Genomic DNA, 26,161 nt, shown 5'->3' on the forward strand with positions numbered 1-26,161 from the left:
GTTAAGTGATGAGAATGTAAAATTTAGATCAATGGATTGACTTTATTCGATAAGTTTTGTTTATTTCAGGCTAATTCCAACCAAACTTAAAAAGTTTAAGGCTATAAACTACACATAGCGTAGCCAATAAGCGGAAATGAACACATATTGCCAACACGGAGAGAATACATTGAAAAAAATCACGCTGGCGATGGCACTGGTCATCACATTGTCTGGCTGTGCTGCCACACAAAGGCAAAATGCCACAACAGGCGAATCAGAAACGAATGCCGCCACTCGCGGAGCATTAATTGGCGCGGTAGCTGGTGCGGCAGCGGGTTTAGCCACTGGTGATAATGCGAAACAGCGCCGTCAACGCGCTTTAATTGGTGCGACTGGTGGCGCGGCTGTAGGTGGTGGTGTCGGTTACTATTTTGACCAACAAGAAGCAGCTTTGCGTGAAGAATTGCTTCATTCAGGCGTACAAGTTCAACGTGTCGGCGACAATCAACTTTTATTGCGTATGGAAAACGGTATCGGTTTCCAAACCAACTCTTATCAACTCGACTCAAGCATTCATCGTACACTACGCGGCGTAGCCAAAATTCTTGTCCAATACCCAGACACCAGTTTAGTGATTGATGGGCATACCGACAGTACTGGTGGTGATACCACTAACCAAGTTCTATCAGAGCGTCGTGCTGAGTCAGTGCGCAGCTTCTTGTTGTCACAAGGAGTCGCTCCAGGACGAGCTATCGCGCGAGGTAATGGCTCTCGCTTCCCAATTTGTACCAATAGTACTGTGGAAGGACGAGCTTGTAACCGCAGAGTAGACATTCAAATTTTGCCGCTAAAATAAGCCCTCCAACAAGGCAAGTTTAGTGAACAAGAGTATACTTAGAAGGCCCATCATTGGGCCTTTTTCTCATTAGCACCGATGCGGTGATCACAACCATCAACTCATTAGGACACGCTGAACATGCACCTTTTATCACCCTGGTTACTGCTGTTTTTCACCTTGGTGTGTTCATGGCCTATTGCCGCGCAAACCGATCAAGTTCGCCAACAAGCTCGCTTAGGTAATCCGGAAGCACAATTTCAATTAGCAGTGAGCTATCAACAAGCGCAGCAATCAGACCAAGCCTATTACTGGTTTTTACAAGCGGCAGAGCGCGGCTATCAACCCGCAATGACACCACTAGCCAATGCTTATTTACAGGGTCTAGGCACGTCTACTGATGTAACCCAAGCTCTACTTTGGTATACCAAATCAGCCACCTTAGGTGATGTTGAAGCTGCCTTAGCAATGGGACGTTTATATCAACAAGGAGAACATCTCCCTCAATCATTGCTCATGGCAGAAATTTGGTATCACAGTATTGCTGATCGCCATCCGCTAGGTGAACAACGCTACACTGAACTATTACAACAACGTTTTAATCAGCGCCGCGCGAATCAATTAATGGCGCTACAAAACCTAGAAATACAAGCACAGCAACAAGATACTGTAACCAATGAGGAAGAGCAGGCGTTAAAAGATCGCCAGACTCAAGACTATACGATATCGTTAATGAGTGATTTTCTATTCATTTTAATCGGTCTGTTGCTGATCATGGGCATCTTGTCTCTCTATCGTTCAATCAAAAACAAACAACAGCATCAAGCTGAGCAATTAAATATGGAACAACAAGAGCAGATCCAACAGCAAGCGGGGGTTATCAAACAACAAAAAGGTCAGCTTGATAAGCTCTATCAAGAGTTTAAAAAACAGCAACACCAACAGGCACATCACCAACACGACCAGACTTTTTCTTTAGCCTGCGCCCTACTCGGTTTTCATCCTCATCGATTACCCGATGAAAAAACCATCAAACAGCGCTATAAACAACTGAGTAAAATCTATCATCCCGATCTACAAGGCAGCGAAGAAGAGATGAAACGTCTCAACGGCGCGATGAAAATCATTAACCAAAGGTTAACTAAGAGTTAATGATTATAATAAACATATCGCAACCTCTTCTAAATAAATTAGAAAGCAAACGATTAGCATCGCAAAGCCAGTAACAGATACTTAACTTAATTACTGAGCATGTGCGATAATCTGCACAGATTAAACACCAAACAGAATAAGGTGGGGAGAAGTAATGTTTACTGTGATCGGAGTGTGCGATTGGTGCAAACTGTCAAACCAATTAACTAAGCATGAATATATTGACGGTAAAGCGCATTATTCTTGTCCAAATTGCCATGATCTGGCAAGAATGGACGTCAGGTTATTCAATCTTGATGAACTCGCCTCCCGTGAACGACAAATGCACCAAGCATCCTAACCTAGATAGAAGCGCCGCCAAGGCGCTTTGTTGCTAAATAAATTCCCTTTTCATCTCTCATCTCAACAAACTGCCAATTTGATCACAAATTCACATCTTTCATCTACTCTCTCGTTCAAAAAACAACCGCTTATTTATCAATCATCTAGGATAAAAATGACGACTAAATGTCAGAAATGAACAAAAAACAAACACACTTATCACTTGATCATCATCCACGCCTCGACTACTGTATATGCATACAGCATGTATATGAGGACAGTATTATGCTTAACACTACCTTTCATTATTCAGACGCTACTTATGACTCTTGCTCGGTCAATCGCCACTGCGTGCCACAACTCAATCATCCTATATTATCTCGCTTAGCGCAGTTATCCGAACAACGCCAATGGATTCTCTACACGGCACAATGCCCTCGTCCTCACTATCAACAATTAAGCATGCACCGGATCCAGTGTCATAAAATTATTCATATGAAAGCTTCACGCTCAGGTTCTGAAATGGATATTGTGCTCAAAGCGATTCAATCAGGCAATGCGAGCGCTATTGTTGCTTCGGCAAGTATCGATAAAGCACATCAACGTCGTTTACAACACATGGCGAAACAGCACCAATGTGAAGTCTTTTTCCTGAATAAAACCTCGTCGTTCTTTCATTAACGACGGTCCCCCCAGCAGAGACTGAACCCATCCACAAGCCACCAAAGCAAACGTTTGCTTTTTATCTGGCGACAGAAAATAGTTCTGGTATGATGCGTGCCATAAACAAGACCCAATGGTCGGTTTGCAAACCAGAGGGTCTTTCTTGTCAACGCTGTTTAATCCAGATAGGAATGTTTCATGAGTCTTGCTGATCAAGTTCTTGCCGTCAATGACGACCTCCCCATTCGTACCCACTTGCCTGTACATAGCGGTAAAGTCCGCTCGGTTTACTGGCTTACCGAACAAGACAGTCAGCGATTGATCCAAGAAAAAGGTTATCCGATTGCCAAAGATGCACCACTGGCAATTATGGTGATCAGCGATCGTATCTCTGCTTTTGATTGTATTTGGCATGCAGAAGGTGGATTAAAAGGCGTTCCCGGTAAAGGCGCAGCGCTCAATGCGATTTCTAATCATTGGTTTAGCCTTTTCAAACAACAAGGGTTAGCCGATAGTCACATCGTTGACATTCCTCATCCTTTAGTGTGGATTGTCCAAAAAGCCAAACCGATTAAAATCGAAGCGATCTGCCGACAATACATCACTGGATCGATGTGGCGCGCTTACGCTAAAGGTGAACGCGAATTTTGTGGTATTGCTCTGCCTGACGGATTGAAAAAAGATAGCCTACTCCCTGAGCTGCTGATCACGCCATCAACCAAAGGGATTTTAACTGGGATCCCCGGCGTTCCTGAAGCCGATGATGTGAATATCACTCGACACGATATCGAACAGAATTTCGCTGCATTTAACTTTACTCATCCTGCTGATATTGATCATTACGAAACGCTCCTTAAACAGGGTTTTAGCGTGATTAATGAAGCATTAAAAGCCATCGGTCAACAGTTTATTGATACCAAATTTGAGTTTGGTTATGTTACCGATGCCAACGGACAAGAAAAACTGATTTATATGGATGAAGTTGGTACGCCTGACTCTTCGCGCATTTGGGATGCCGAATATTATCAAAAAGGCCAAATCGTCGAAAATTCAAAAGAAGGCTTCCGCCAATTCTTGCTTGGTTACTTCCCCGACCCAGATATTTTACTCAATAAAGAACGGATGACAGAGCGCGAAGCATTGGCACAAAATAATGCGCTTCCGGTAGAAGCGCTGATGGACATTTCACGCACCTATTTAGGCATTGCAGAAAAAATTGTCGGCCACCCCATCAAGCTGAGCAGCAACCCAAAACAAGAGATCATCGCTATATTACGTGAGCAATACGATTTGATTGTTTAACGCTGTTTTTTTACCCGCACTCATCATCTGATCGATGGGTGCGGATGATAATGAAAGAGCTAACTCACAGGCAACGCGGGATTAACGACCACCAAAAACTCATCCCCCTGAGGAGCGGGCTGTAATTTAACCTCGGCGCTTTGCTCGATCAATAAAATCTGCGCTGGCTCTAATCCATAAGGCATGATCAGTGTTAGCTCTTCTATCCCTTCGGCTTTAGCCAGCTTGAGCAATGCGATAAGATTGGCTTCGTCACTTCGACGGCTAGATAACGTGCTTAAGGCCAAATCCCATAATCGCTCTTCATGGGTTTTACTCTGTTTAACGGTATCTTGCCAGACGGTACCGAAAATGGGAGCAAAGGAGGCTAATACATCAGAAAAATTCCATCGTTTGGTACACGATGCTCCTAAAAAGCTCGCATAATCAAACACGACAGAAACTCGTTGTGATTGTTGCATGTTTACCTCAATGTAAAAATCTATCCTAGCGGGCTTACTATTATGCAGGAACACTTATATAGCAATACGATATGTAAAAACAATCTTTTATGGGAAGTATTCTCTTCTAACTGGAATATAAAAAATCAAACTTGTAACACTATATACCGACTATGTTTCTGATTAGTACTCTTCTCGTCAACAGAAGGTTATCAATCAAAAAGTACCCGAGAGTGACCGATTTAACCTTTAATTAAGTCTATAATGAAAATAATCACTTAAACGGAAAGGCTTATCTATTTACAACTTAGCGGATAAGCCGCTATCATTTTTAACCATCTGTTCCCACCTACCCTACATAGGCACCAAATGAATAACGATAAACGTCCGCTTTATATTCCTTATGCTGGCCCAGCGCTACTTAGCACCCCTTTACTGAATAAAGGCAGTGCCTTTAGCGCCGAAGAACGTGCATCTTTTAACTTGGAAGGCTTACTTCCAGAATCAACAGAAACGATTCAAGAACAAGTGGTCCGTGCTTACCAACAATATTGCAGCTTTGAAAGTGATATGGATAAGCATATTTACCTACGCAATATTCAAGACACCAACGAGACTCTCTTCTATCGTTTAGTACAAAACCATATCTCTGAGATGATGCCGATCATTTACACCCCAACGGTTGGCGCTGCGTGTGAGAATTTCTCTAATATTTACCGTCGTGGTCGTGGGCTATTTATCTCCTACGCTAACCGAGATCGTATCGATGATCTGCTTAATAACGCGGCAAACCATAACGTGAAAGTGATCGTGGTGACTGATGGTGAGCGTATTCTCGGCCTTGGCGACCAAGGGATTGGGGGTATGGGCATTCCAATCGGTAAATTATCACTTTACACGGCTTGTGGCGGAATCAGTCCGGCCTATACCTTACCCATCGTATTGGATGTCGGTACCAATAACCCACAACGCCTAGCAGACCCGATGTACATGGGCTGGCGTCATCCTAGGATCACCGGAGCCGAATACGATAACTTTGTCGAAGATTTTATCCAAGCGGTACAACATCGTTGGCCAGATGCCTTGATTCAATTTGAAGATTTTGCGCAAAAAAATGCCATGCCACTGCTGGAACGCTACAAAAATCGCATTTGCTGCTTTAATGATGACATTCAAGGCACGGCGGCGGTCACGGTTGGCTCACTACTGGCGGCTTGTAAAGCGGCAGGTAGCCAATTATCACAACAGCGGATTACCTTCTTAGGTGCAGGCTCCGCTGGCTGTGGCATTGCTGAAGCGATTATTGCCCAGATGGTCTCAGAAGGGATCTCCGATGCTCAAGCTCGTTCACAAGTCTATATGGTCGATCGTTGGGGTCTATTAGAAGAAGGGATGCCGAATCTGCTTGATTTCCAACAGCGTCTGGTGCAGAAAAAAGACAATACACAAGATTGGACTTCTGAAGGTAATGGTTACTCATTGGTCGATGTAGTGCGTCATGCCAAACCAACAGTGTTGGTGGGTGTTTCAGGCGCTCCGGGTCTGTTCAGTGAGGAAGTGATCAAAGAGATGCATGCGCATTGCCCTCGACCAATTATTTTCCCTTTGTCTAATCCAACCAGTCGAGTTGAAGCGACACCTGCTGACATTATTCATTGGACCAATGGTGAAGCGTTAGTCGCAACAGGAAGTCCGTTTGCTCCCGTCATCCATGATGGTAAGACGTACGCGATTGCCCAGTGTAATAACAGCTATATCTTCCCCGGGATTGGCTTAGGCGTACTCGCCGTGGGCGCAAAACGAGTGACCGATGAAATGTTAATGGAATCGAGCCGAGCCTTATCACTCTGCTCACCACTAGCGATTAATGGTCACGGTCCGCTTCTACCACCATTAGAATCGATTCATTCTGTCTCGAAGAAAATCGCCTTCGCTGTTGCTAAAAAAGCCATAGAGCAAGGTGTTGCGTTAGAAATTACGGATGAAGCTTTGGACGTTGCCATTGAACAGCATTTCTGGCAACCTGCTTATCGTCGTTACAAGCGTACCGCTTTTTAATACGTCCCGTTGAACAGAGCGTTAATAGGGGCTGTTAATTTTTGCGCTGTTTTGTCGTGCAACGTTAGCAGCCCCTAGGCTTTAATCACTAGAGCACCGATATGATGAGTTTTTTTGCCCCAGCCGGTCAGTATCTGGTCCCCTATCTTGCTGAGATCTCGATGGCATTGATTGCCTGCTGGTTGGTAATGCTAGGCGGAGAAGTTAATGCCTTACTGCGTCGCCTGATGCATAACCAGCATTTTATTGTCCGCACTTTAGTCTTTATTATCGTCAATGCGTTTGGTTATGGCTTACTGATTGTCAAAGCCAGCCCTTACCTAACTCGCACGCTGGCCAACTTAGAGCGAGGCCTGATGTTTAGTGTCATCATGATCAGTTTTATTGTGATAGGTTTATGGGCACAAAAAAACCGACAAATTTAATGATTAGCCGACTGAAAACGCTTTTACGTTGGTTTCTCCGCGGCGTAGCCTTGCTGATGCTGCTTTTCCTGATAGCCGTAGCCGTCATTTTTTCTATCGACCGCTGGGTAAGCTGGCAGACTCAACCGCATATTATTAGCGATATCAATAAATTACCCAAATTTGATGTCGCGGTGGTGCTAGGAACCAGTAAATACCTTGGGCGGACCCTTAATGACTATTATCTACACCGTATTGAAGCGGCGGTTGAGCTTTATCAACTCAATAAAACCGATTATTTTCTTCTGAGCGGCGATAATGCTCATCGTTCTTATAACGAACCTTGGACGATGAAACGTGATTTACTCAAAGCGGGCGTGCCCGATGAGCAGATCTATCTCGACTACGCTGGCTTTCGTACTTTAGATTCGATTGTCCGAGCGAAACGCATTTTTGATACCGATAATTTCTTGATCGTCACTCAACGTTTTCATTGCGAGCGTGCGCTCTTTATCGCTCAACATCACGAGATTAACGCCACTTGTCTAGCCGTTCCCGGTCCTAAAAATCATCTAGGGTACAAAGTACGTTTACGTGAAGTCTTCGCAAGAAGCAAAGCGGTTTTAGATCTTTATTTCCTCGATACGCAACCGAGGTTCTTAGGTCCCAAAGAACCTATCCTGTCTGAATCTCGTGATAATGGTACACTAAGCGAGAACAGTGTCGATGAGTCTGATTGGACTCAAGAATAACCACATAATTCCAAACCCAAACGACCGAAAACACGCCGTTAATAACCTAAGTTCTGGCTTACGGATCTCAATAATCCGTTGATTAACTAGGCCATAAACAACGTAAGTGTCGGTCAGTAAGGGATAACAACACAGAAAAGAGCGATGTCATGTCTTTAACTATACGCGGCGTATTACAAAAAATGCGTGCTCAACATCATCAAACGGTTCATTACCAACTTCCCGTTGGCGAGCATTTGATCGACCTTAATCCATTGATCGGCAAAACGCTGACACTTCACCATACGGGTAATATTTTTTGCCATTCATGCGGCAAAAAGACCAAAAAAAGTTACTCTCAAGGTCATTGTTTTGTGTGCATGAAAAAACTCGCCAGTTGCGATATGTGCATCATGAAACCAGAGACCTGCCATTTTGAACAAGGCACCTGCCGTGAACCTGAATGGGCACAAAGTCACTGCATGGTCGATCATTACGTTTATCTCTCCAACACCTCGAGCTTAAAAGTCGGTATCACTCGCCATAATCAAATTCCGACGCGCTGGATAGATCAAGGAGCCACTCAAGGATTACCGCTGTACAAAGTCAAAACTCGACATATTTCAGGCTTACTCGAAGTCGAACTGGCTAAACACATCGCTGATAAAACCAATTGGCGAACGCTACTGAAAGGAGATGGTGAACCTCTGCCCTTAGCCGAACACGCTGCAAAGTTAACACCATTGTTAACCTCAAAAATTGCAGAGTTAAGACAGAAATTTGGAGCCGATGCAGTGATTGAGTTGGACGAGAACGGTACCGAAATTCGTTATCCGGTTGAACAACATCCGGTTAAAATTACCTCCCATAATTTTGATAAGCAGCCATTAGTTAGTGGCGTGTTACAAGGTATTAAAGGCCAATACCTGATCTTTGATAACGGCGTGATCAATATTCGTAAATACACCGCTTACGAAGTAGAAGTGAGTTATACCCTGCCTACTTGAAGCTGCAGCAGTGTTGGCTACGTTCGTTCACCCCAATCACATAGTTCGCCTATGCTCATGGGGATTCACTCACTTGCCGCCTACCTGCAACTCCAAGTCGTTTGGGTATATACGACGAATAATATCTGACATAATCAAACAAGCCATCGGGTAAGAAAGTTTGCCCGATGGCGACTGACACTGTTACTCGGCGAGCGATACTGGGTCAACCAATGGCGCCAATACGTTAAAAAGCTGATCGATTTCTTCAACGGTGTTGTAGTGCATTAAACCAATTCGCACCACTCCACCTTTCGCTTCTAACCCTAGTTGACGAATCAAACCTAGCGCATAAAAATGGCCATTCCAGACACAAATATTTTGTTCACCTAACGTCTTGGCTATCCATTCTGGTGAATGATCAGCGATACGAATCGCGAACGTCGGTGTACGCTTATCGCTGTCGGCTTCCCATCGACCATACAATTGAGCTTGCGGTAATTGTTGTAATTTACGCAGAAAATAACCACTCAGCTGCTGCTCATGTTGATTAAATTGTGCAAAACTCTGCGCCAAACGTTGACGTAAAGGCGCACCGCTTTCTCCCCATTGAGCCAAATAATCAATCGCAGCCACTAAGCCTGCTAAGCTTTCAAAACTCTGGGTTCCCGTTTCAAATCGGCCGGGACCAATATTGGTTGCGGGCTCCACTTTATAAGGTTGCAAACTGTGTAGCCATTGAGAGTGGATATAGGCAATACCGATGTGGGGCCCGAAAAATTTATACGCCGAACAGACTAAGAAATCACACTCCAAATCTTGGACATCAATCAAATGGTGCGGCGCATAATGCACAGCATCAATGAACACTTGAGCCCCTACCGCATGAGCTGCCTCGATAACCCTTTTGACATCGACGATTGAACCCGTCGTATTAGACGCATAAGTCAACGCGACCAAAGTTGTTTGAGCATTAATTAGGCTTAAAAGATGATCAATATCCAGCGTACCGTTTTCAGGATTGATCCTTGCTTGATGAACAAGCGCCCCTTTATCTTGTGCGGCCTGTTCCCAGCTCGATACATTAGAATAATGATCCAAGGCCGTAACAACCACTTCATCACCCGTTTGCCACTCTCGACTAATGCTGCGACTGAGTTGAAACGTCAAGGAGGTCATATTCGCACCGAAGACAATGTTACCCGACGATTCAGCATTGAGTAGCGCTTGAGCCGATTCTCTTGCTTGTAACATGAGATCCGTTGTCCGCTGGCTCGAAAAAAAGTGACCACCAAGATTAGAATTAAAGTGACCCAGATAATCCGTCATCGCTTGTAGCACTGAGCGAGGCACCTGAGAACCACCGGGTCCATCAAAGAAATACACTGGCCGATCATGGTGAGTCTGGGCTAAAGCAGAAAACTGCACCCGTGCTTGCTCAGGAGTGAAACTCATGGCGACCATCCTTAGCGGTTAGAACAAAAACATCCATGTGCCCTTCTTGAGTGTGATCCACCGAGCGAATGGGACTCGCGTTGTGCCATAACTTACTGTCTGCGAGTATCGCTACCTCTCCATTATCAAGCACTTTACGGAAAAATGGCGCTTCATGGCAGTCGTTGTAAAGCATAATGTCACCACCAACGATGTTATAGCGGTCAATACTGACTAAGGCGATATGATCAAACCCATCTTGATGAACGCCTTCTGGAGCGACTTGAGTTTCATCATAAATGGCCGTCACTCGAATTTGATGAATCTCTATCTCTTGCCCATTCGGTAACTCATTAGCCTGCATAAATAACTCGCATACCTCACGCATTCCCTCACTATTGAGTGTCTCGGCAAGAATCGGCTCAAACTGACGAACAATATCCCCTTGAAAATGGTTAATGTCCTCGCTTTGCACAAACTCATTTTTTCCAAGAGAAACCACTTGACCATCTCGATACTGAATCACCGAATAACGACGCAAGCGGTATTTACCATCAGCATGTTCGGTATGGGGCAGCGTGGCAAACGATAGCGCTAATTGGCGTGTTGCCTCTGGACTTAAATGAGTAATTTGTAGGGTTGTTTCATGTGCAGATAACATTATTGACTCCTTAATGAAAACACATGCCAGACACTTTTGGTTAACATTGTATTTACATAAAGAATACGCAGAAATACGCTTTATTCAAGCCAAGCAGACAATAAGAAATAAAAAACTAATGAAAACATTAAAACTAGACTAATAAACCAAAAATTAACATTGCATAGCCCAAATTTTAGACTCACACACCAAGAAAAATAAAATTTAAATTAAAACAAATAGTTATACAAAAATCACCGCCTTCGAATATTGAAGCGTAATCTAACCATTCATTCCATTCGACTCGCCTGTCGTTACATGGATTGAATAATGATTTTCTTGTTACCACGGAAATTGTTAGTTAGACTAACTAAAAAGATAAACGCAAGAGTAAATTATGGACTTAAGGCATAGCCTACAGCGCTTAGAGTGGCACTTATGGCATCATTGGCGTGAACAAGCAAAACATAATGGTCATTTAGAGTTAACCAATAGTGAATTGCAGTATATCTATACCTTACTTGCCTATGCGGAACAGGGCATTCGTTTAACCGAATTGGCTGACCAGATGAAGGTGAGCAAAGCTTCAGCGAGTGCCATGGTCAATAAGCTGCAAAAACAAGGTTATATCATTCGTGAACCTTGCCTGGAGGATGCGCGAGCACAGCGTCTGTTGCCGAGTGAAAAAATGTTGGCCATGCAAGAATATGAAGCAGAGGTGTATCACTCCGCCATTGTGCACTTTCAACAGACATTAACCAGCGATGAGTTGAGACAATTAGAACAGTTGTTAATGAAAGCTTGTCGTGATTTAGATCTTGGGGGCATGGAGCCGCCTCAGCTCACCTCTCGTCCTTATTAATTGAGAAACAACATGATAAATTTACAGCGTACTTCCGTCGGTAAAGCGTTTTGGCACTACACCTTGCCATCGATTGCCGCATTGATGGTCAGTGGTACCTATCAAATTGTCGATGGTATTTTTGTTGGCCACTTTATCGGGGCCGATGGATTAGCCGCAATTAGCTTAGCGTGGCCATTTGTCGGCGTATTACTCGCCTTTGGTATGATGATTGGCATGGGTGCAGGGGCTCATACGTCGTTAAAAATGGGCGCAGGTGAAACCTCGTCTGCAATTAATTATTTGATCCACGGCCTACTATTACTGGTCGCTGTCGGCTTGCCGCTAGGCATTGCACTGCACTTTCTAAGTCCAATGTTTTTGCATTTTCAAGGTGCAACAGATGGAGCTTACTTACAAGGAGCAGATTATCTGTATTGGATGATGGCTGGCGCTCCGATTGTTCTCGGCAGTATTGCCTTACCACTGTTAGTACGTAACGCCGGAGCACCACGTTTAGCAACACTCGCCATGGGAATTGGTGCGATCAGTAATATTGCCTTGGACGCCCTATTTATTGGTTATTTCCGTTTTGGATTGCAAGGGGCAGCTATTGCTACTCTACTGGGGGAGCTGATCTCCGTCGCCATCTGTTTAAACTATTTACTGAGCCGTCGCAGCCAACTGCCTATCTCAAAACAAGCTTTTCACTGGCAAAGCAAAGCCGTGTTCGACATTCTAAAAACCGGCTTGTCGAGTATGCTGATGTACCTATATATCAGTTTTTCTATTGTGCTGCACAACATGCTGCTGCTCAAACATGGTCAAGCCATCCATGTTGCTGCTTATAGTATTGCTGGTTATTTACTGACTTTTTACTATCTGATGGCCGAAGGCACTGCAGGAGGGATGCAGCCTCTGACCAGTTTTTACTACGGTGCGAATCTTAAACAACGCGTCAAAGCAACGTTTAAAATCGCCAGCGCATTTACCCTAGGCAGTGGTATTTTCCTGGTTCTGGCGATTCAATGGTCACCCAGTTTCTTTGCACAATTTTTTATTGCTCAAGGCGATGAAGCACTGCTCTCCACCACCACATGGGCAATGCGGTTGTTTTTATGTGCCATGTTTTTAGACGGTTTTCTTATTTTAACCGCAACGTGGTTTCAATCCTTAGGATTAGGCAATAAAGCGACGTTTATTACCATGAGTAATATGATGATTCAGATTCCTTTTTTGTTGGTTTTGCCCCATTTCTTTGGTTTAAATGGCGTATGGCTCGCGGTTCCGCTGTCCAATATCTGTTTATCCTTACTGGTGGGTTTCATGTTGTATCGCCAATGGAAAAAACTCGGTCATCAACCCGATTCATTAGTCATCCCCTAGCGAACCTCTAATAACTTGATGTGGCCAGTGGTAGAGGCAGCTCACACCACGGCTTCAAGTAGCAAGGGGATATATGGCTTTTCATCCCGAACATTATTCCTTACAATCGATTAACTTTTTAGAACTCACAGCGGAGTCATCATGAGCGATGTAAAGCATTGTAAACTACTTATTTTAGGCTCAGGCCCAGCTGGCTACACCGCTGCCGTTTACGCAGCGCGTGCGAACCTAAATCCAGTGTTAGTCACTGGGATGCAACAAGGTGGTCAGCTTACGACCACCACGGAAGTGGAAAACTGGCCAGGCGATCCAGAAGGATTAACCGGACCCAATTTAATGGAGCGGATGAAGCAACACGCAGAGCGCTTTGAAACTGAAATTGTATTTGACCATATTAATCAGGTCGATTTTTCAACGCGCCCTTTCCGCTTGAAAGGTGATAGCCAAGAGTACACTTGCGATGCGTTGATTATTTCAACCGGTGCTTCCGCAAAATACTTAGGCCTACCTTCTGAAGAAGCGTTTAAAGGCCGAGGGGTTTCTGCTTGTGCAACATGCGATGGATTCTTTTATCGTAACCAAAAAGTCGCGGTGGTCGGTGGCGGTAACACCGCTGTCGAAGAAGCCTTGTATCTTGCCAATATCGCCTCTGAAGTTCACTTAATTCATCGCAGAGATACCTTCCGCTCAGAGAAAATTCTTATTGACCGTTTAATGGATAAAGTCAACAACGGCAATATTGTTCTACATACCAACCGCACGTTAGATGAAGTGCTTGGCGATGAGATGGGCGTGACCGGCGTTCGTTTAAAAGACACACAATCTGATCAAACCGAACAACTCGATGTCATGGGAGTTTTCATTGCTATCGGTCATCAACCCAATACCGACATCTTCCAAGGTCAACTTGATATGAAAGATGGCTATATTTGGGTTCAATCTGGCTTAGAAGGGAATGCCACTCAAACGAACGTAGCTGGAGTTTTCGCTGCGGGAGATGTGATGGATCATAATTACCGTCAAGCCATCACTTCGGCTGGTACAGGTTGTATGGCCGCACTCGATGCTGAGCGCTACCTTGATAGCCTCAATAACAAATAAAAAACCATCGATTGTGCCTCCTGTGTGACAACTGACTAACCCAGCGGTATATCCGTTGGGTTTTCTTTTGTATACTAGCCGACTTACCTTTCATAATAATGATCAATAAGCCTTTAAAATGGATAAGAAAAAGCAACGCAGCCTCAATCTTTGGCTCAAACAGCAAAGCAAACTTGCCAAACGTTGGTTAATGCTTGCTATTGGGTTAGGCGTTATTTCGAGCTTGCTCTTGCTCGGGCAAGCCGCCTTGATCGCCAGTATTCTTCACCAGCTAATCATCGAGCAGGTAGATAAACAAGCCTTAGTCACGCATTTCGGTTTATTGGCCATGACCATTGCACTGCGCGCTGGCTGTTCGTGGGCGAGAGAAATGGCTGGATTTCGTGCTGGTCAAGAGATCAGAACCTACATTCGGCAACTGATTTTTAATAAACTTCGTGATTTAGGACCAGCCTACATTAAAGGTAAACCTGCCGGAGCATGGGCAACCTTAACGCTTGAACAAGTCGAAGAAATGCATGACTTTTTTGCTCGTTATTTACCACAAATGGCGCTGGCAGTATTGATCCCTTTTATCATTTTAGTGGTGGTATTCCCGGTCAACTGGGCGGCAGGATTAATTTTCTTGATCACCGCTCCGCTTATTCCGCTATTTATGGCTTTAGTAGGCATGAAAGCCGCTGATGCAGGCAAGAAAAACTTTAAAGCGCTGCAACGTTTATCCGGTCATTTTTATGATCGTTTACAGGCCATGACGACGATCCGTTTATTTGATCGAACCCAAGCAGAAACCGATCAAATGCTAGGAGCTTCGGAAGTGTTTCGTAAACGAACCATGGATATCTTACGCATTGCTTTCTTATCCTCCGCAGTATTAGAGTTCTTTGCCTCGGTATCGATTGCCATCACCGCGGTGTACTTTGGTTTTAGCTTTATCGGTGAACTCAATTTTGGATATTACGGTACTGGCGTGACCTTATTTGCAGGATTATTTATTTTGATCCTCGCTCCAGAGTTTTATCAGCCTTTACGTGATTTAGGCACCTTTTATCATGCCAAACAACAAGCGATTGCTGCCGCTGAAAGTATGGTGGATTTCTTAAGTATCGATGTTGAACAAGTCCAATCAGGCCATCACTCTATGGCCAATGCCCCTTCTATCGAGATTATTGCCAAAGATTTATCCGTGTTAAGCCTAGAAGGAAAAACGCTCGTTGGTCCGATCTCTTTTCAATTAACCCATGGTCAAACCACGGCGTTAGTCGGACCAAGTGGCGCAGGCAAAACCAGCCTAGTCAATGCCCTGCTTGGTTTTATGCCTTATCAAGGCAGTTTAACCATCAATGGTACAGAATTAAGTCAAATCGACCATGCTTCTTGGCGAGCGTTAATCAGTTGGATTGGACAAAACCCGCTTTTAGTCCACGGAACCATTCGTGACAATGTCACTTTAGGTAAAGAAAGTATCGACGATAAACAGCTACAAAAAGTATTAGATGAGGCTTTTGCTAGCGAATTTGTTCACTCACATGGATTAGATTACCCAATCAGTGATCGCTCTGGTGGCTTATCCGTCGGTCAGGCTCAACGCCTAGCACTGGCGAGAGCGATGTTACAGAACGGCAAATTTTGGCTCTTGGATGAGCCAACTGCCAGCTTAGACGCACAAAGTGAGCAACTGGTTATGCGCAGCTTAACACAACAAATTAGTGATAAAACGGCGCTATTTGTGACTCATCAACTTGAACCTTTACGTTCCGTCGATCAAATCTTAGTGATGCAAGAGGGACAGATCGTTCAACAAGGTAATTTTCATCAACTTAGTCAGCAACTAGGACTCTTTTCTCGCATGCTTAGTGCAAACCAAACTAGAAAAGAAGCCGATAAGGGGAATTTAGATGCGTGAATTATTGCCTTATCTCAAGCTGTATAAAAAACATTGGTTTGGCTTATCACTGGGTATGTTACTGGCCTTTTTTACGGTTTGTGCCTCAATCGGTTTATTAACACTGTCAGGATGGTTTTTATCGGCTGCAGCGGTAGCAGGCTTAACCATTGCCCGAGAAACGTTTAATTATATGCTACCTGGGGCTTTTGTCCGCGGCTTTGCTATGCAGCGTACAGCAGGCCGCTGGGGTGAGCGAGTGGTTAGCCATAATGCCACCTTTAAACTGCTGACCGATCTGCGAGTATTCTTTTTTACTAAATTAGCACCCTTGATTCCCGGACGAATCAATAATCTGCGTGATGCGGATTTGCTCAATCGCTTAGTCGCTGATATCAATGCGATGGATCATGTCTATCTAAGACTCATTAACCCAGTAACCGTGGGTATTTTTGGGATTGGCGCATTAACCGCCCTACTCTGTTGGTTTGATATGAGTTTGGGGTTAACGTTAGGGGCTATCTTACTGACGTTACTGCTCGTCTGGCCGCCTTTGTTTTACCTGCTAGGTAAACGTAATGGTCAAGCGTTAACGGAACATAAAGCGCAGATGCGTATTGCAACGCTAGACTGGCTGCAAGGTTATAGTGAACTGGTTATTTTTAATGCTGAGCAGCGCTACCGCAATGCGATTTTTATTGCCCAAGATAAGCTCCTATACAATCAAAAGGTCAATACCCATTATACTGGCCTTGCACAAGCCCTATTACTTCTCGCTAACGGCTGGGCCTTGCTGTTAATGCTGTGGTTGGCGGCGGATGGCGTCAATGGTCAAGCGCCCGATCCAATGATTGCTTTAATGGCCTTTGCGACCATGGCCAGCTTTGAATTATTAATGCCGATTGCCGGTGCATTTCAGTATTTAGGCCAAACCTTAACCTCCGCTCGTCGCTTAAATGAAATCATTCTTAGTGAGCCCGACGTGGTTTTCCCCCTGTCACCCACTCAACATGCTGAGCAATTGGATATCGAGTTTAATCAGGTTAGTTTCGCTTACCCTGACAGTACAAAAACCGTTGTTGATAAGGTTGATCTCACGATTCCTGCTGGTAAAAAAGTTGCCATTGTGGGTCAAACCGGATCGGGGAAATCAACACTCATTCAATTGCTGTGTCGTTATTGGGATCCATCACAAGGTTGCATTTCTATTGGTGGAACTCGTTTGCAAGAGTGGCAAGAGAGCGATTTACGCCGCGCAATCAGTGTCGTCAGTCAACGGGTTGATATTCTAAATGGCAGTTTGCGTGATAATCTTCTGATGGCTAAGCCTGATGTAACCGACCGTGAATTAGAACCATTACTTCATCAAGTCGGGCTAGAGAAATTGCTCGATGGCCCAGGATTAGATACTTGGCTTGGCGATGGTGGACGTCAACTTTCCGGAGGTGAAAAACGCCGGATTGGTATCGCAAGAGCACTGCTCCATAACGGAAAAATTTTGCTGCTTGATGAGCCTACCGAAGGGTTAGATAAGCAAACTGAGCAACAAATTATGGCCTTACTACAAACCCATTTTGTCGATAAGACGGTGGTGTTTATCACTCACCGTTTGGTTGCTCTAGAGTCGATGGATACGATTTGTCTGATTGATCAAGGGGAAATCGTCGAGCAAGGTCATCATGACCAACTACTCGCTCAACAAGGACGATACTTTCAACTGCAACAAACTTTATAAGCAATCAATAAACAACGTATTGAATAGCATAGTTATTACTATATGATATGGTTTTTATTCTCGCCCTACATAACGTAGGGCGACTTATTTCAATCATCACTATGCCCTCTTTAATCTCGGTTTATTGACGATTCATCGTAGGGACACAACGGAGTTGACCGTGAAAAAACTGATTCTTGCCGCTGCCATTGCTGCCACGGCAGCGGCGGGTGGCTATTTTTACCATCTTGATCCAAAAACCGATAGTGACATCGATCCTTTACTGACTCTGATCCCAGCAGAATCGGCTTTTGTCTCTTTCGCTACCGAAGACTACGATCATTATCAATATCTACATGCCTTCGGTTATGCTCAAGAGAGTTTGTACGACTATCTTGATGATAGAGAGCTCACCGCAGAGCAAGCCTTTATTATTCAATATCTTGATGGTTATTTACAAAGTGCTGTTGATAAACAGACTCTGAAAACCTACCTCGGTACACCGGATAACATTAAGCCAGTGATGTATACCTTAGGCTTAGTTCCTGTGTATAAGCTTCAGCTCGAAAACAGCGACGCTTTTTGGCGAACCATCTCGCAAGTTGAACAAGAAACAGGGGCAACCTACCAAGCTGGCCAATTCGGTGAAGTCACTTATCGCCGTTATCGACTCACTGAAGAAGAGGATGAAGATATTGGTCTGATCATTGCGGTAGGTAATCAAGTCGCGACCTTTACGCTTGATCTGCCAATGCTTGGTGAAGAAAACCCGCTTAAATTAGCTTTAGGCATTGAAAAACCACAACTCTCTTTTGCGCAAAGCGATCGTTTTAGCGAGCTGAAAACCAAATATGGTCAACAATACAGCAACTATGCTTACTTAGATCATCAAGCCATTATCCAAGGTCTCACCCAACCAGCCAGTAACCGTATTGCTCGTCAGCTGGAGGTATTACAACAACAGACCTCTGAACCATTTCTTGATGAAATTCGTCACCCCAATTGTCAAACAGAATTAGCAGCCATTGCCCGTAACTGGCCACGCACCGTTGGGCTTGCTGAATATAGCATGCATAATGGACAAGCGGCGATCAAGGGTAAATTGGTCATTGAAAGCCATAACCAAGTGCTCATTAATGCACTCAAAGCCATACGTGGCTTTTTACCTGAAGTGACCGATCCCACAGAGCGTATTTTTTCTATCGGTCTGGGTTTAGATGTTTCAAAATTAGCCACTTCTGTTGGTAGCATTTGGAATGACTTACGTCAACCAAGCTACTCTTGTGGTTTGTTGGCAGATTTTCAACAAAGTTTAGGCGATGAAAACCCGGCGACAATGCTCAGTCTAGGGGCAAGTATGCTAGGCAGTGTCAAAGGTATGCATTTTGCGCTGAATGACCTGACCTTGGATACAGAGCATCCTTTTGGACCACAATGGGATAAACTCGATTTTCTCTTCACTCTTTCAGCTAATCAACCAGAAAACCTCTTGCTCAGCGCTCAAATGTTCGTGCCAGAATTAGCGCAATTGACGCTTGAAGCCAATGGTGAGCCGATTGATCTCTCGACACTGGTGAGTGCTGAAACGGGTATACAAACACCGTTATTTGCTCGTCTTAATGATAAACACCTTGCTCTTTATTCTGGTGCCCAATCAGCAACCTCCGCAGAAGCTATCTTAAAACAACCATTAACGGCTAAAGGTCTGTTTCAGTTTGATGTTAATATGCCACGTTTTATGGAAGCCATGCGATTAGCCGCAGAATTCAGTGGCGAAGAGTTACCTGAAGAGTTAATGCATGAATCAACGAGTAATGTGATTACTCAGTTTGTCATCGATATTAACGATAGCGGTATCACGGTTGACTATCATCAACATTCAACTACCCCGGTACAATAATCTTATTGTTTAACAAATAAAAATCCCGAGCATTGCTCGGGATTTTTCAATCATTAACCAAAGGTGAAGTGCTACTTTTGTTATTGATAAACCTATTCAATAACAAGAAATGCGCTTAGCCTTGGCGACGTGGGGCTTTAGCTTTACCGCTCGGAGCGCGGGTACCCTGACGGGAGCTCTGCTCTTGTGCACTATTACGAGTACTTGAACCAGGTTTGCGACGAGCACGTGTAGGTGCATTGCCTGTCGAACCACCGGTCGTTGTCCCATTAGTCACTCGGCTTTTCGGCTTAGCGGTTGTGGTCGTGATTCGCTCTTCATGACGCTTCACAGCACGACGGATCTTCTGACTACGTGAACGTTCACGTTTGCGCGATGTATTATCTTTCGATTCATCCAGCATGGTTTCTTTTTCTGGGCGTAGTTCAACGAGATCACGCAAGTAGTTAACTTGTTTAAGATCGAGCTCTACCCATCCACCACGCGGTAATTTCTTATCTAAGAAAATATCGCCATAACGCACGCGCTTCAAACGACTTACTGTGGTGCCTTGTGACTCCCACAAACGGCGAACTTCGCGATTACGCCCTTCGTTAATCACCACATAGAAGGTATGATTCATACCTTCACCACCCGCATACATAACATCTTCAAAACGAGCCATGCCGTCTTCAAGCTGCACACCGCGCACTAAGTTGCGAATTTTTTCTTCGTTAATTTCGCCAAAAACTCGAACTAAATATTCACGTTCTACTTGACGGCTTGGGTGCATCAAACGATTAGCCAGCTCACCATCGGTAGTGAATAATAGTAAACCGGAAGTATTGGCATCAAGACGCCCAACTGAAATCCAACGTGACCCGCGAATTTTCGGCAAACGGTCAAAGACGGTGCGACGACCTTCAGGATCGTGACGAGTACACAGCTCACCTTCCGGCTTATAATAAGCCAGCACACGACAGATCACTTCTTCTGGCGCTTTAGCAGAAACGGCATGCCCATCAATACGTACTACGGCGGTTTCATCTTCTAGACGCTCACCGAGTATAGCTACCTTGCCATTAACACTTACACGTCCAGCTCGGATCAGAGCTTCAAGCTCTCGACGAGAACCATGACCAGCACGTGCTAAAACTTTTTGTAACTTTTCGCTCATTTATCTACCTATGATGTCGTCTTCTCAGACGTCGAATGACAATATGCGATCTTAAAATCGCGGTCGAATATTATTGCAAATAATCCAACAAAAAGCATCCGTTTTGTGACTGATGCGATCATTGAAATGGGGTTGGGTCTCCTGCACCTAAACGTGCAACAACCATTTCATCTTCACTGAAATCAATCACAGTGGTGGGTTGTTCCCCTAAATACCCACCATTGAGAATCACATCAACGAGATGCTCTAAGCGATCGCGAATCTCTTCCGGATCCGATTCCGTAGTTTCTTTGCCAGGAAGAATCAACGAAGTGGACATTAATGGCTCACCTAACGCCTCTAATAAATCGAGAGCAATTTTATTATCTGGTACGCGGATACCGATGGTTTTGCGTTTAACATTCATTAAACGACGGGGGACTTCTTTGGTACCCTTGAAAATAAAGGTATAGGGGCCCGGTGTGTTATTTTTGAGCAACCGAAACGCGGTATTATCGACTCGTGCATACAAAGATAACTCCGATAAATCGCGACATAATAACGTGAAATTATGTTTATCATCCAAACGACGAATTTGACAAATCCGCTCTAAAGCCTGTTTATTTTCTAATTGACAACCCAACGCATAGCCAGAATCCGTTGGGTAGACGACAACACCGCCATTACGAATAATCGCAACCGCTTGGTTAATTAAACGTGCTTGTGGGTTTTCAGGATGAACGTAAAAAAATTGGCTCATGATTATTCCTCTTCATTGAGTCTCACGACTCTCTGGCTTGGCAGGTGTTGCCACTCTTTCCAAACCGCTTCAACGCCTGCTGGCAACCAAAGATTTCGCCCAAGCTCCATCCAAGGAGAGGGATAATGAAAGTCGCTGCCTTGCGAAGCGAGTAAATTAAAATGTATTGCGTAATCACCCAGGGTGCGCTTTTCTTGCGGTGCTTGCTGAGGCTGTGCCACTTCCATAGCATCACCTCCCGCTTCAACAAATGCGCTAATTAAGCGCTTAAGCCATTTCGCCGTCAAGTCATATCGCCCTGGATGGGCTAAAACAGCCTGTCCCCCAGCGGCATGAATCGCACTGATAGCCTCACTCATACTGCACCAGTTGGGCGGCACGTAGCCGGGATTATTACGGGTTAAGTATTTTTTAAACACTTGTTGCATGGATTTGACGTAGCCTTGGTCAACGAGCCATTTGGCAAAATGAGCACGAGTGATAGGCGCATCACCAGCGATCCGCTTAACCTCTTCCAATACCCCTTCTCTCGTCACTTTCGCTAACCGCTCAGCGATCAGCTCAGCACGCCCCACGCGGTGCTGTTTTTGCTCGGTAATTAATTGAGTGAGGGCGATATTATCGGGATCAATATTTAACCCAACAATATGAATATCTTTATTCTGCCATACCGTAGAAAGCTCAATACCGTTGATTAACGTAATCGGATGCTGACCAGCTTCAATATAGGCTCGGGCTGGAGCTAAACCATCAATGGTATCGTGATCGGTAATCGCCAATACATCGACATTAAATTCTAACGCGCGATCGATCAATTGCTCAGGGCTAAATCGACCGTCTGAAGCAGTCGTATGACTGTGGAGATCTATTTTCATATCTATTGCCTGTTATTTAGGCTTGACTTTCTGCTCTCGAACTAGTTAACTAGTACGAAAATACAAAAGCACCGTATTAAGGCTTCCTATGTTACAAGAATTTAACCAAAACCATAATCACAATTTTAGTGCAGCTTCTGCTGAACTAACTTGGTGGCGCACTTGGACAAGTTCTTGGTGGGCAACGGTGTATTTCTAAATCGAATACGCAACTAAAAGCCCGCTGATACTGAGCGGGCTTTTTTATTGACTCAGATCGCTGACTTTTATTATCCCTAAACGACTTGGAGTGACCACTTTCAGTAAAAAGGGATAACACCTTAGAAATACATCACAGGACGATTGGGTCAAACACAGGATTATGCGAGTATGCAAAGTAGGAAGAAAACCATTCATCAAGGAAGCTTTATGAACAAAGCTATTGACATTAAACAACAAGGGCAGCTTGAGGTTCTTCACACAACGCTACCTTATACACCGGATCCGACGCGTGTCTTCCATGCCTTGTGTGCCGATAAAACCGACTGTTTATTACTGGAATCCGCGGATATTGAATCAAAACAAGACGTCAAAAGCTTGTTGCTGATTGATGCCGCGGTGCGCATTACTTGCGTCGGTCATAGCGTCACTTTTCATGCCCTCACCGATAATGGCCAGCAGTTGGTTGAGTTACTTAAACATAATATTGCTACCGATATTAGCCACCAGCTAGATAATGATACGTTAACCCTGAACTTCGCCCCACTCAGTGATCAACTAGATGAAGATTCACGCTTGCAAGAAGCCAGTTCATTTGATGCGCTGCGTTTAGTGCAACACAGCTTTGATCTAAGCAACCAAGATAAGTATGCGATTTTTCTCGGTGGTTTATTTGCTTATGACTTAGTGGCTAATTTTGAACCTTTAGGCGGCGCAGAGGCCATCGACCAGTGTCCAGATTATGTGTTTTATGTCGCTGAAACTTTAATGGTCATTGACCATAAAAACGCACACTGCCGCCTACAAGCAACGCTGTTTAGCGCCAATCAAGAGCAACGCCAAGTGTTAGCCGCTCGCTTACAAACCATTACGACCCTCAGTGCAGAGTCAAAGCCACTGCCTACAGCACAAAAAGTCGCTGATCTCAGCGTGACCACCAATCTTTCTGATGCAGTATTCTGTGAAACGGTCAAGCATTTAAAAACCTTGGTCGTGAAAGGCGATATTTTCCAAGTTGTCCCCTCTCGCCGTTTTATGCTGCCTTGCCCGTCTCCATTGGCCGCGTATAAAAAACTCAAAGACAGCAACCCAAGCCCATACATGTTTTATATGCAGGACACCCGTTTCACTCTGTTTGGGGCTTCGCCAGAAAGTGCCTTGAAATACGCAACAAACAGCAATCAAGTCGAGATTTATCCGATCGCCGGTACCCGCCGCCGCGGTAAACGCGCTGATGGATCCCTTGATCATGATTTAGACAGTCGTATTGAGCTTGAATTGCGCGGTGATAAAAAAGAAAACGCCGAACACATGATGCTGGTTGATCTGGCAAGAAATGATGTGGCACGCATTGCGCAAGCCGGTAGCCGTCACGTAGCTGATTTATTAAAAGTTGACCGTTATAGCCATGTAATGCATTTGGTCTCTCGCGTTGTCGGTCAGTTGCGTGATGATCTCGATGCCCTACACGCTTACCAAGCTTGTATGAACATGGGCACGTTAACGGGGGCACCGAAGATCCGCGCCATGCAAATTATCCGTGAAGTAGAAAAAACACGGCGGGGCAGCTATGGCGGTGCGGTGGGCTATTTAACCGGAGATGGTGATTTAGACACCTGCATCGTCATCCGTTCAGCGTATGTGGAAAATGGCATCGCACAAGTACAAGCGGGCGCTGGCGTTGTTTATGACTCTGATCCGCAATCCGAAGCCGATGAAACACGCGGTAAAGCCCAAGCCGTGATCGCGGCGATTCAATCCGCGCATCAGGAGTAACCTCATGGCGAATATTTTGTTTGTCGATAACTTTGACTCCTTTACCTACAATTTGGTCGATCAATTTCGTACATTAGGTCATCAAGTGACCATTTATCGTAACCACATTACGGCGCAAACCATTGAACACGCCATCACGCAACTAGATAATCCTTTGCTGGTGTTATCACCGGGCCCCGGCGCTCCCTCCGCAGCAGGTTGTATGCCAGAACTATTACAACGCTTAAAAGGTAAAGTGCCGATCATCGGTATATGCCTTGGTCATCAGGCCATCGTTGAAGCCTATGGCGGCACCGTTGCTGGAGCCGGAGACATCGTACATGGCAAAGTGTCAATGATGGAACATCAGCATCACGCGATTTATGCCCAGTTGCCCTCACCGATGGCGATTGCGCGTTATCACTCACTGGTCGCAACTCAAGTTCCTGAGTGTTTAACCATCACAGCACAAGTAGACGGTTTGGTGATGTCTGTTGTCCATGAACAAGACAAGATTTGTGGTTTTCAGTTTCATCCTGAGTCCATCATGACCACCTATGGCGCAACATTGCTTGCCAATGCCATTGATTGGGCACTGAGCGAATAAGCTCAACCACGATGCTCCGCCTAATTTTATACACAGATTGATAGGGATATTTTATGCAACACATCATCGATAAACTGTATGCCCAGCAGTCACTTTCGCAACTGGAAAGTCAGCAGCTATTTGATGTCATCATTCGTGGTGAACTTGATCCCATTTTAATGGCAGCAGTATTAACCGCCTTAAAAATGAAAGGCGAAACACCGGATGAAATCGCTGGCGCGGCGCAAGCTTTGCTTGCTAACGCTGAACCGTTCCCACGTCCAGACTATGACTTTGCGGATATCGTCGGCACCGGTGGCGATGGTGCAAACACCTTTAATATTTCCACCACTGCCGCTTTTGTCGCCGCTGCATGCGGCGTGAAAGTCGCCAAGCACGGTAATCGAGGCGTTTCCAGTAAATCGGGCTCTTCCGATCTGTTGGACTCTTTTGGTATCAACCTTGCGATGAGCGCCGAACAAACTCGTCAAGCCATGGATGAGTTAGGCGTGGCTTTTTTATTTGCACCTCAATATCACAAAGGGGTTCGCCATGCGATGCCCGTTCGTCAAACTCTGAAAACACGCACCATTTTCAATATCTTAGGGCCTTTGATTAATCCGGCTCGGCCATCGATTCAACTGATGGGCGTTTACAGCCCTGAGCTAGTATTGCCAATCGCCCAAACCATGTTACAAATGGGGCTGCAACGTGCTGCCGTAGTACATGGCAGCGGTCTGGATGAGGTTGCCATTCATGGCGAAACTTTAGTTGCAGAAATTCGCCATGGTGAGATTATTCAATATACCTTGACCCCTGAAGATTTTGGCCTCGATTCATACCCTCTTTCAGCTATTCAAGGGGGTGAGCCGGCAGAAAATCGCGCCATTATTACTCATCTTTTAACGGGGAAAGGTAGCGATGCTCAACTGGCTGCGGTTGCGGTGAATGTCGCACTGCTGCTACGCCTGTTTGATCGTGACGATCTCAAAGCGAACGCCCAGTTAGCCATCGACGTGATGAACTCGGGTAAAGCGTTTCAACTGGTTCAACAATTAGCACAAAGAGGTTAAATCG

General features: G+C 44.9%; 25 protein-coding genes and 1 other annotated feature. Of the genes, 19 read left to right on the forward strand and 6 right to left on the reverse strand.

Annotated elements, in window-relative coordinates; all coding sequences use genetic code 11:
- Positions 1 to 169 precede the first annotated feature (169 nt).
- The 5 genes from VIB_RS08015 to VIB_RS08030 all read left to right on the forward strand — a co-directional run bounded on the left by VIB_RS08015 (position 170) and on the right by VIB_RS08030 (position 4,255).
- Entirely contained in the window at positions 170 to 838 is a 669-nt protein-coding gene (locus VIB_RS08015) for a YiaD family glycine zipper/OmpA-like lipoprotein (RefSeq protein WP_004395444.1), read from the forward strand.
- A gap of 120 nt (positions 839 to 958) precedes the next feature.
- Positions 959 to 1,969, forward strand: coding sequence for a J domain-containing protein (locus VIB_RS08020; protein WP_004395445.1), 1,011 nt, complete (start codon positions 959 to 961; stop codon positions 1,967 to 1,969).
- A gap of 154 nt (positions 1,970 to 2,123) precedes the next feature.
- Positions 2,124 to 2,309: a hypothetical protein gene (locus VIB_RS17770; protein ID WP_083797756.1), complete on the forward strand. Its 186-nt coding sequence runs from the start codon at positions 2,124 to 2,126 to the stop codon at positions 2,307 to 2,309.
- 266 nt (positions 2,310 to 2,575) lie between these two features.
- Positions 2,576 to 2,971 carry a SulA-like leucine-rich domain-containing protein gene (locus VIB_RS08025; protein ID WP_040904371.1) on the forward strand — a complete coding sequence of 132 codons (396 nt, stop codon included), beginning with the start codon at positions 2,576 to 2,578 and terminating at the stop codon, positions 2,969 to 2,971.
- Positions 2,972 to 3,151: 180 nt separating this feature from the next.
- Positions 3,152 to 4,255, forward strand: a complete 1,104-nt coding sequence (locus tag VIB_RS08030; protein WP_004395447.1) for a phosphoribosylaminoimidazolesuccinocarboxamide synthase — start codon at positions 3,152 to 3,154, stop codon at positions 4,253 to 4,255.
- A gap of 59 nt (positions 4,256 to 4,314) precedes the next feature.
- On the opposite strand, the gene VIB_RS08035 is transcribed toward VIB_RS08030, so the two are convergent.
- Positions 4,315 to 4,716, reverse strand: a complete 402-nt coding sequence (locus tag VIB_RS08035; RefSeq protein ID WP_040904374.1) for a hypothetical protein — start codon at positions 4,714 to 4,716, stop codon at positions 4,315 to 4,317.
- Between the two features lie 348 nt (positions 4,717 to 5,064).
- On the opposite strand from VIB_RS08035, the gene VIB_RS08040 reads away from it, so the two are divergent.
- The 4 genes from VIB_RS08040 to VIB_RS08055 all read left to right on the forward strand — a co-directional run bounded on the left by VIB_RS08040 (position 5,065) and on the right by VIB_RS08055 (position 8,895).
- Complete coding sequence (locus VIB_RS08040) at positions 5,065 to 6,753, forward strand: NAD-dependent malic enzyme (RefSeq protein WP_004395448.1); 1,689 nt, start codon at positions 5,065 to 5,067, stop codon at positions 6,751 to 6,753.
- Positions 6,754 to 6,854: 101 nt separating this feature from the next.
- Positions 6,855 to 7,178 carry a DUF3392 domain-containing protein gene (locus tag VIB_RS08045; RefSeq protein ID WP_040904376.1) on the forward strand — a complete coding sequence of 108 codons (324 nt, stop codon included), beginning with the start codon at positions 6,855 to 6,857 and terminating at the stop codon, positions 7,176 to 7,178.
- Positions 7,151 to 7,909: a SanA/YdcF family protein gene (locus tag VIB_RS08050; RefSeq protein WP_004395450.1), complete on the forward strand. Its 759-nt coding sequence runs from the start codon at positions 7,151 to 7,153 to the stop codon at positions 7,907 to 7,909. Before VIB_RS08045 ends, VIB_RS08050 begins: the two co-directional genes overlap by 28 nt.
- Positions 7,910 to 8,058: 149 nt before the next feature.
- A complete protein-coding gene (locus VIB_RS08055; RefSeq protein ID WP_004395451.1) occupies positions 8,059 to 8,895 on the forward strand; it encodes a DUF2797 domain-containing protein in 837 nt (278 codons plus the stop codon).
- 183 nt (positions 8,896 to 9,078) lie between these two features.
- Here the strand turns inward: VIB_RS08055 and VIB_RS08060 are convergent, their stop codons facing one another.
- Both VIB_RS08060 and VIB_RS08065 read right to left on the reverse strand, forming a co-directional pair.
- Positions 9,079 to 10,329 carry a cysteine desulfurase-like protein gene (locus VIB_RS08060; protein ID WP_004395452.1) on the reverse strand — a complete coding sequence of 417 codons (1,251 nt, stop codon included), beginning with the start codon at positions 10,327 to 10,329 and terminating at the stop codon, positions 9,079 to 9,081.
- A complete protein-coding gene (locus VIB_RS08065) occupies positions 10,313 to 10,969 on the reverse strand; it encodes a 2OG-Fe dioxygenase family protein (RefSeq protein ID WP_004395453.1) in 657 nt (218 codons plus the stop codon). The genes VIB_RS08060 and VIB_RS08065 overlap by 17 nt, the downstream gene beginning before the upstream one ends.
- A 376-nt stretch (positions 10,970 to 11,345) precedes the next feature.
- Between VIB_RS08065 and VIB_RS08070 the strand changes: the two genes are divergently transcribed.
- The 6 genes from VIB_RS08070 to VIB_RS08095 all read left to right on the forward strand — a co-directional run bounded on the left by VIB_RS08070 (position 11,346) and on the right by VIB_RS08095 (position 19,775).
- Positions 11,346 to 11,810 carry a MarR family winged helix-turn-helix transcriptional regulator gene (locus VIB_RS08070; protein ID WP_004395454.1) on the forward strand — a complete coding sequence of 155 codons (465 nt, stop codon included), beginning with the start codon at positions 11,346 to 11,348 and terminating at the stop codon, positions 11,808 to 11,810.
- Positions 11,811 to 11,822: 12 nt separating this feature from the next.
- Positions 11,823 to 13,175 (forward strand): MATE family efflux transporter, encoded by a 1,353-nt coding sequence (locus tag VIB_RS08075; protein WP_004395455.1) that lies wholly within the window; start codon positions 11,823 to 11,825, stop codon positions 13,173 to 13,175.
- A gap of 141 nt (positions 13,176 to 13,316) precedes the next feature.
- Positions 13,317 to 14,276 (forward strand): thioredoxin-disulfide reductase, encoded by a 960-nt coding sequence (gene trxB / locus VIB_RS08080; RefSeq protein ID WP_004395456.1) that lies wholly within the window; start codon positions 13,317 to 13,319, stop codon positions 14,274 to 14,276.
- A 118-nt stretch (positions 14,277 to 14,394) separates the two neighbouring features.
- Complete coding sequence (cydD, locus tag VIB_RS08085) at positions 14,395 to 16,182, forward strand: heme ABC transporter permease/ATP-binding protein CydD (protein ID WP_004395457.1); 1,788 nt, start codon at positions 14,395 to 14,397, stop codon at positions 16,180 to 16,182.
- Positions 16,175 to 17,896, forward strand: a complete 1,722-nt coding sequence (gene cydC, locus VIB_RS08090; protein WP_004395458.1) for a heme ABC transporter ATP-binding protein/permease CydC — start codon at positions 16,175 to 16,177, stop codon at positions 17,894 to 17,896. The genes cydD and cydC overlap by 8 nt, the downstream gene beginning before the upstream one ends.
- A 160-nt stretch (positions 17,897 to 18,056) precedes the next feature.
- Positions 18,057 to 19,775: a hypothetical protein gene (locus VIB_RS08095; protein ID WP_004395459.1), complete on the forward strand. Its 1,719-nt coding sequence runs from the start codon at positions 18,057 to 18,059 to the stop codon at positions 19,773 to 19,775.
- Positions 19,776 to 19,890: 115 nt separating this feature from the next.
- Here VIB_RS08095 and rluB read toward each other — a convergent pair whose 3' ends face one another.
- From rluB to rnm, 3 genes are all read right to left on the reverse strand, one after another.
- Positions 19,891 to 20,931: a 23S rRNA pseudouridine(2605) synthase RluB gene (gene rluB / locus VIB_RS08100; protein ID WP_004395460.1), complete on the reverse strand. Its 1,041-nt coding sequence runs from the start codon at positions 20,929 to 20,931 to the stop codon at positions 19,891 to 19,893.
- 118 nt (positions 20,932 to 21,049) lie between these two features.
- Positions 21,050 to 21,670: an L-threonylcarbamoyladenylate synthase gene (locus VIB_RS08105; RefSeq protein WP_004395461.1), complete on the reverse strand. Its 621-nt coding sequence runs from the start codon at positions 21,668 to 21,670 to the stop codon at positions 21,050 to 21,052.
- A 2-nt stretch (positions 21,671 to 21,672) separates the two neighbouring features.
- Positions 21,673 to 22,545 (reverse strand): RNase RNM, encoded by an 873-nt coding sequence (rnm, locus tag VIB_RS08110; RefSeq protein ID WP_004395462.1) that lies wholly within the window; start codon positions 22,543 to 22,545, stop codon positions 21,673 to 21,675.
- A gap of 88 nt (positions 22,546 to 22,633) precedes the next feature.
- Here rnm and trpL2 point away from each other — a divergent pair, with 88 nt between their 5' ends.
- The 4 genes from trpL2 (at position 22,634) to trpD (ending at position 26,157) form a co-directional block, all read left to right on the forward strand.
- The gene (gene trpL2, locus VIB_RS17280) at positions 22,634 to 22,744 is read left to right on the forward strand and encodes a tryptophan operon leader peptide (RefSeq protein WP_083797757.1); all 111 of its coding nucleotides are present in this window, start codon (positions 22,634 to 22,636) and stop codon (positions 22,742 to 22,744) included.
- Positions 22,691 to 22,792 (forward strand) — a sequence feature (Trp leader region). It overlaps the preceding gene by 54 nt.
- 161 nt (positions 22,793 to 22,953) lie before the next feature.
- Positions 22,954 to 24,519 (forward strand): anthranilate synthase component 1, encoded by a 1,566-nt coding sequence (locus tag VIB_RS08115; protein WP_004395463.1) that lies wholly within the window; start codon positions 22,954 to 22,956, stop codon positions 24,517 to 24,519.
- A gap of 4 nt (positions 24,520 to 24,523) precedes the next feature.
- Positions 24,524 to 25,105, forward strand: coding sequence for an aminodeoxychorismate/anthranilate synthase component II (locus tag VIB_RS08120; RefSeq protein WP_004395464.1), 582 nt, complete (start codon positions 24,524 to 24,526; stop codon positions 25,103 to 25,105).
- Between the two features lie 53 nt (positions 25,106 to 25,158).
- Positions 25,159 to 26,157 carry an anthranilate phosphoribosyltransferase gene (trpD, locus tag VIB_RS08125; protein ID WP_004395465.1) on the forward strand — a complete coding sequence of 333 codons (999 nt, stop codon included), beginning with the start codon at positions 25,159 to 25,161 and terminating at the stop codon, positions 26,155 to 26,157.
- Positions 26,158 to 26,161 lie beyond the last annotated feature (4 nt).

The sequence above is a fragment of the Vibrio metschnikovii CIP 69.14 genome (assembly GCF_000176155.1).
GTDB classification, from domain to species: Bacteria; Pseudomonadota; Gammaproteobacteria; order Enterobacterales; family Vibrionaceae; genus Vibrio; species Vibrio metschnikovii.

What these genes read in the sequence shown, in the direction of transcription:
- VIB_RS17770 (WP_083797756.1), top strand. Translation starts at nt 2,124, where the DNA reads ATGTTTACTGTGATCGGAGTGTGCGATTGGTGCAAACTGTCAAACCAA.
- VIB_RS08030 (WP_004395447.1), top strand. Translation starts at nt 3,152, where the DNA reads ATGAGTCTTGCTGATCAAGTTCTTGCCGTCAATGACGACCTCCCCATT.
- trxB (WP_004395456.1), top strand. Translation starts at nt 13,317, where the DNA reads ATGAGCGATGTAAAGCATTGTAAACTACTTATTTTAGGCTCAGGCCCA.
- VIB_RS08060 (WP_004395452.1), bottom strand. Translation starts at nt 10,329, where the DNA reads ATGAGTTTCACTCCTGAGCAAGCACGGGTGCAGTTTTCTGCTTTAGCC.
- VIB_RS08120 (WP_004395464.1), top strand. Translation starts at nt 24,524, where the DNA reads ATGGCGAATATTTTGTTTGTCGATAACTTTGACTCCTTTACCTACAAT.
- VIB_RS08075 (WP_004395455.1), top strand. Translation starts at nt 11,823, where the DNA reads ATGATAAATTTACAGCGTACTTCCGTCGGTAAAGCGTTTTGGCACTAC.
- VIB_RS08065 (WP_004395453.1), bottom strand. Translation starts at nt 10,969, where the DNA reads ATGTTATCTGCACATGAAACAACCCTACAAATTACTCATTTAAGTCCA.
- VIB_RS08105 (WP_004395461.1), bottom strand. Translation starts at nt 21,670, where the DNA reads ATGAGCCAATTTTTTTACGTTCATCCTGAAAACCCACAAGCACGTTTA.
- VIB_RS08045 (WP_040904376.1), top strand. Translation starts at nt 6,855, where the DNA reads ATGATGAGTTTTTTTGCCCCAGCCGGTCAGTATCTGGTCCCCTATCTT.
- cydD (WP_004395457.1), top strand. Translation starts at nt 14,395, where the DNA reads ATGGATAAGAAAAAGCAACGCAGCCTCAATCTTTGGCTCAAACAGCAA.
- rnm (WP_004395462.1), bottom strand. Translation starts at nt 22,545, where the DNA reads ATGAAAATAGATCTCCACAGTCATACGACTGCTTCAGACGGTCGATTT.
- trpL2 (WP_083797757.1), top strand. Translation starts at nt 22,634, where the DNA reads ATGTTACAAGAATTTAACCAAAACCATAATCACAATTTTAGTGCAGCT.
- VIB_RS08040 (WP_004395448.1), top strand. Translation starts at nt 5,065, where the DNA reads ATGAATAACGATAAACGTCCGCTTTATATTCCTTATGCTGGCCCAGCG.
- VIB_RS08055 (WP_004395451.1), top strand. Translation starts at nt 8,059, where the DNA reads ATGTCTTTAACTATACGCGGCGTATTACAAAAAATGCGTGCTCAACAT.
- VIB_RS08025 (WP_040904371.1), top strand. Translation starts at nt 2,576, where the DNA reads ATGCTTAACACTACCTTTCATTATTCAGACGCTACTTATGACTCTTGC.
- rluB (WP_004395460.1), bottom strand. Translation starts at nt 20,931, where the DNA reads ATGAGCGAAAAGTTACAAAAAGTTTTAGCACGTGCTGGTCATGGTTCT.
- trpD (WP_004395465.1), top strand. Translation starts at nt 25,159, where the DNA reads ATGCAACACATCATCGATAAACTGTATGCCCAGCAGTCACTTTCGCAA.
- cydC (WP_004395458.1), top strand. Translation starts at nt 16,175, where the DNA reads ATGCGTGAATTATTGCCTTATCTCAAGCTGTATAAAAAACATTGGTTT.
- VIB_RS08050 (WP_004395450.1), top strand. Translation starts at nt 7,151, where the DNA reads ATGGGCACAAAAAAACCGACAAATTTAATGATTAGCCGACTGAAAACG.
- VIB_RS08035 (WP_040904374.1), bottom strand. Translation starts at nt 4,716, where the DNA reads ATGCAACAATCACAACGAGTTTCTGTCGTGTTTGATTATGCGAGCTTT.
- VIB_RS08115 (WP_004395463.1), top strand. Translation starts at nt 22,954, where the DNA reads ATGAACAAAGCTATTGACATTAAACAACAAGGGCAGCTTGAGGTTCTT.
- VIB_RS08020 (WP_004395445.1), top strand. Translation starts at nt 959, where the DNA reads ATGCACCTTTTATCACCCTGGTTACTGCTGTTTTTCACCTTGGTGTGT.
- VIB_RS08070 (WP_004395454.1), top strand. Translation starts at nt 11,346, where the DNA reads ATGGACTTAAGGCATAGCCTACAGCGCTTAGAGTGGCACTTATGGCAT.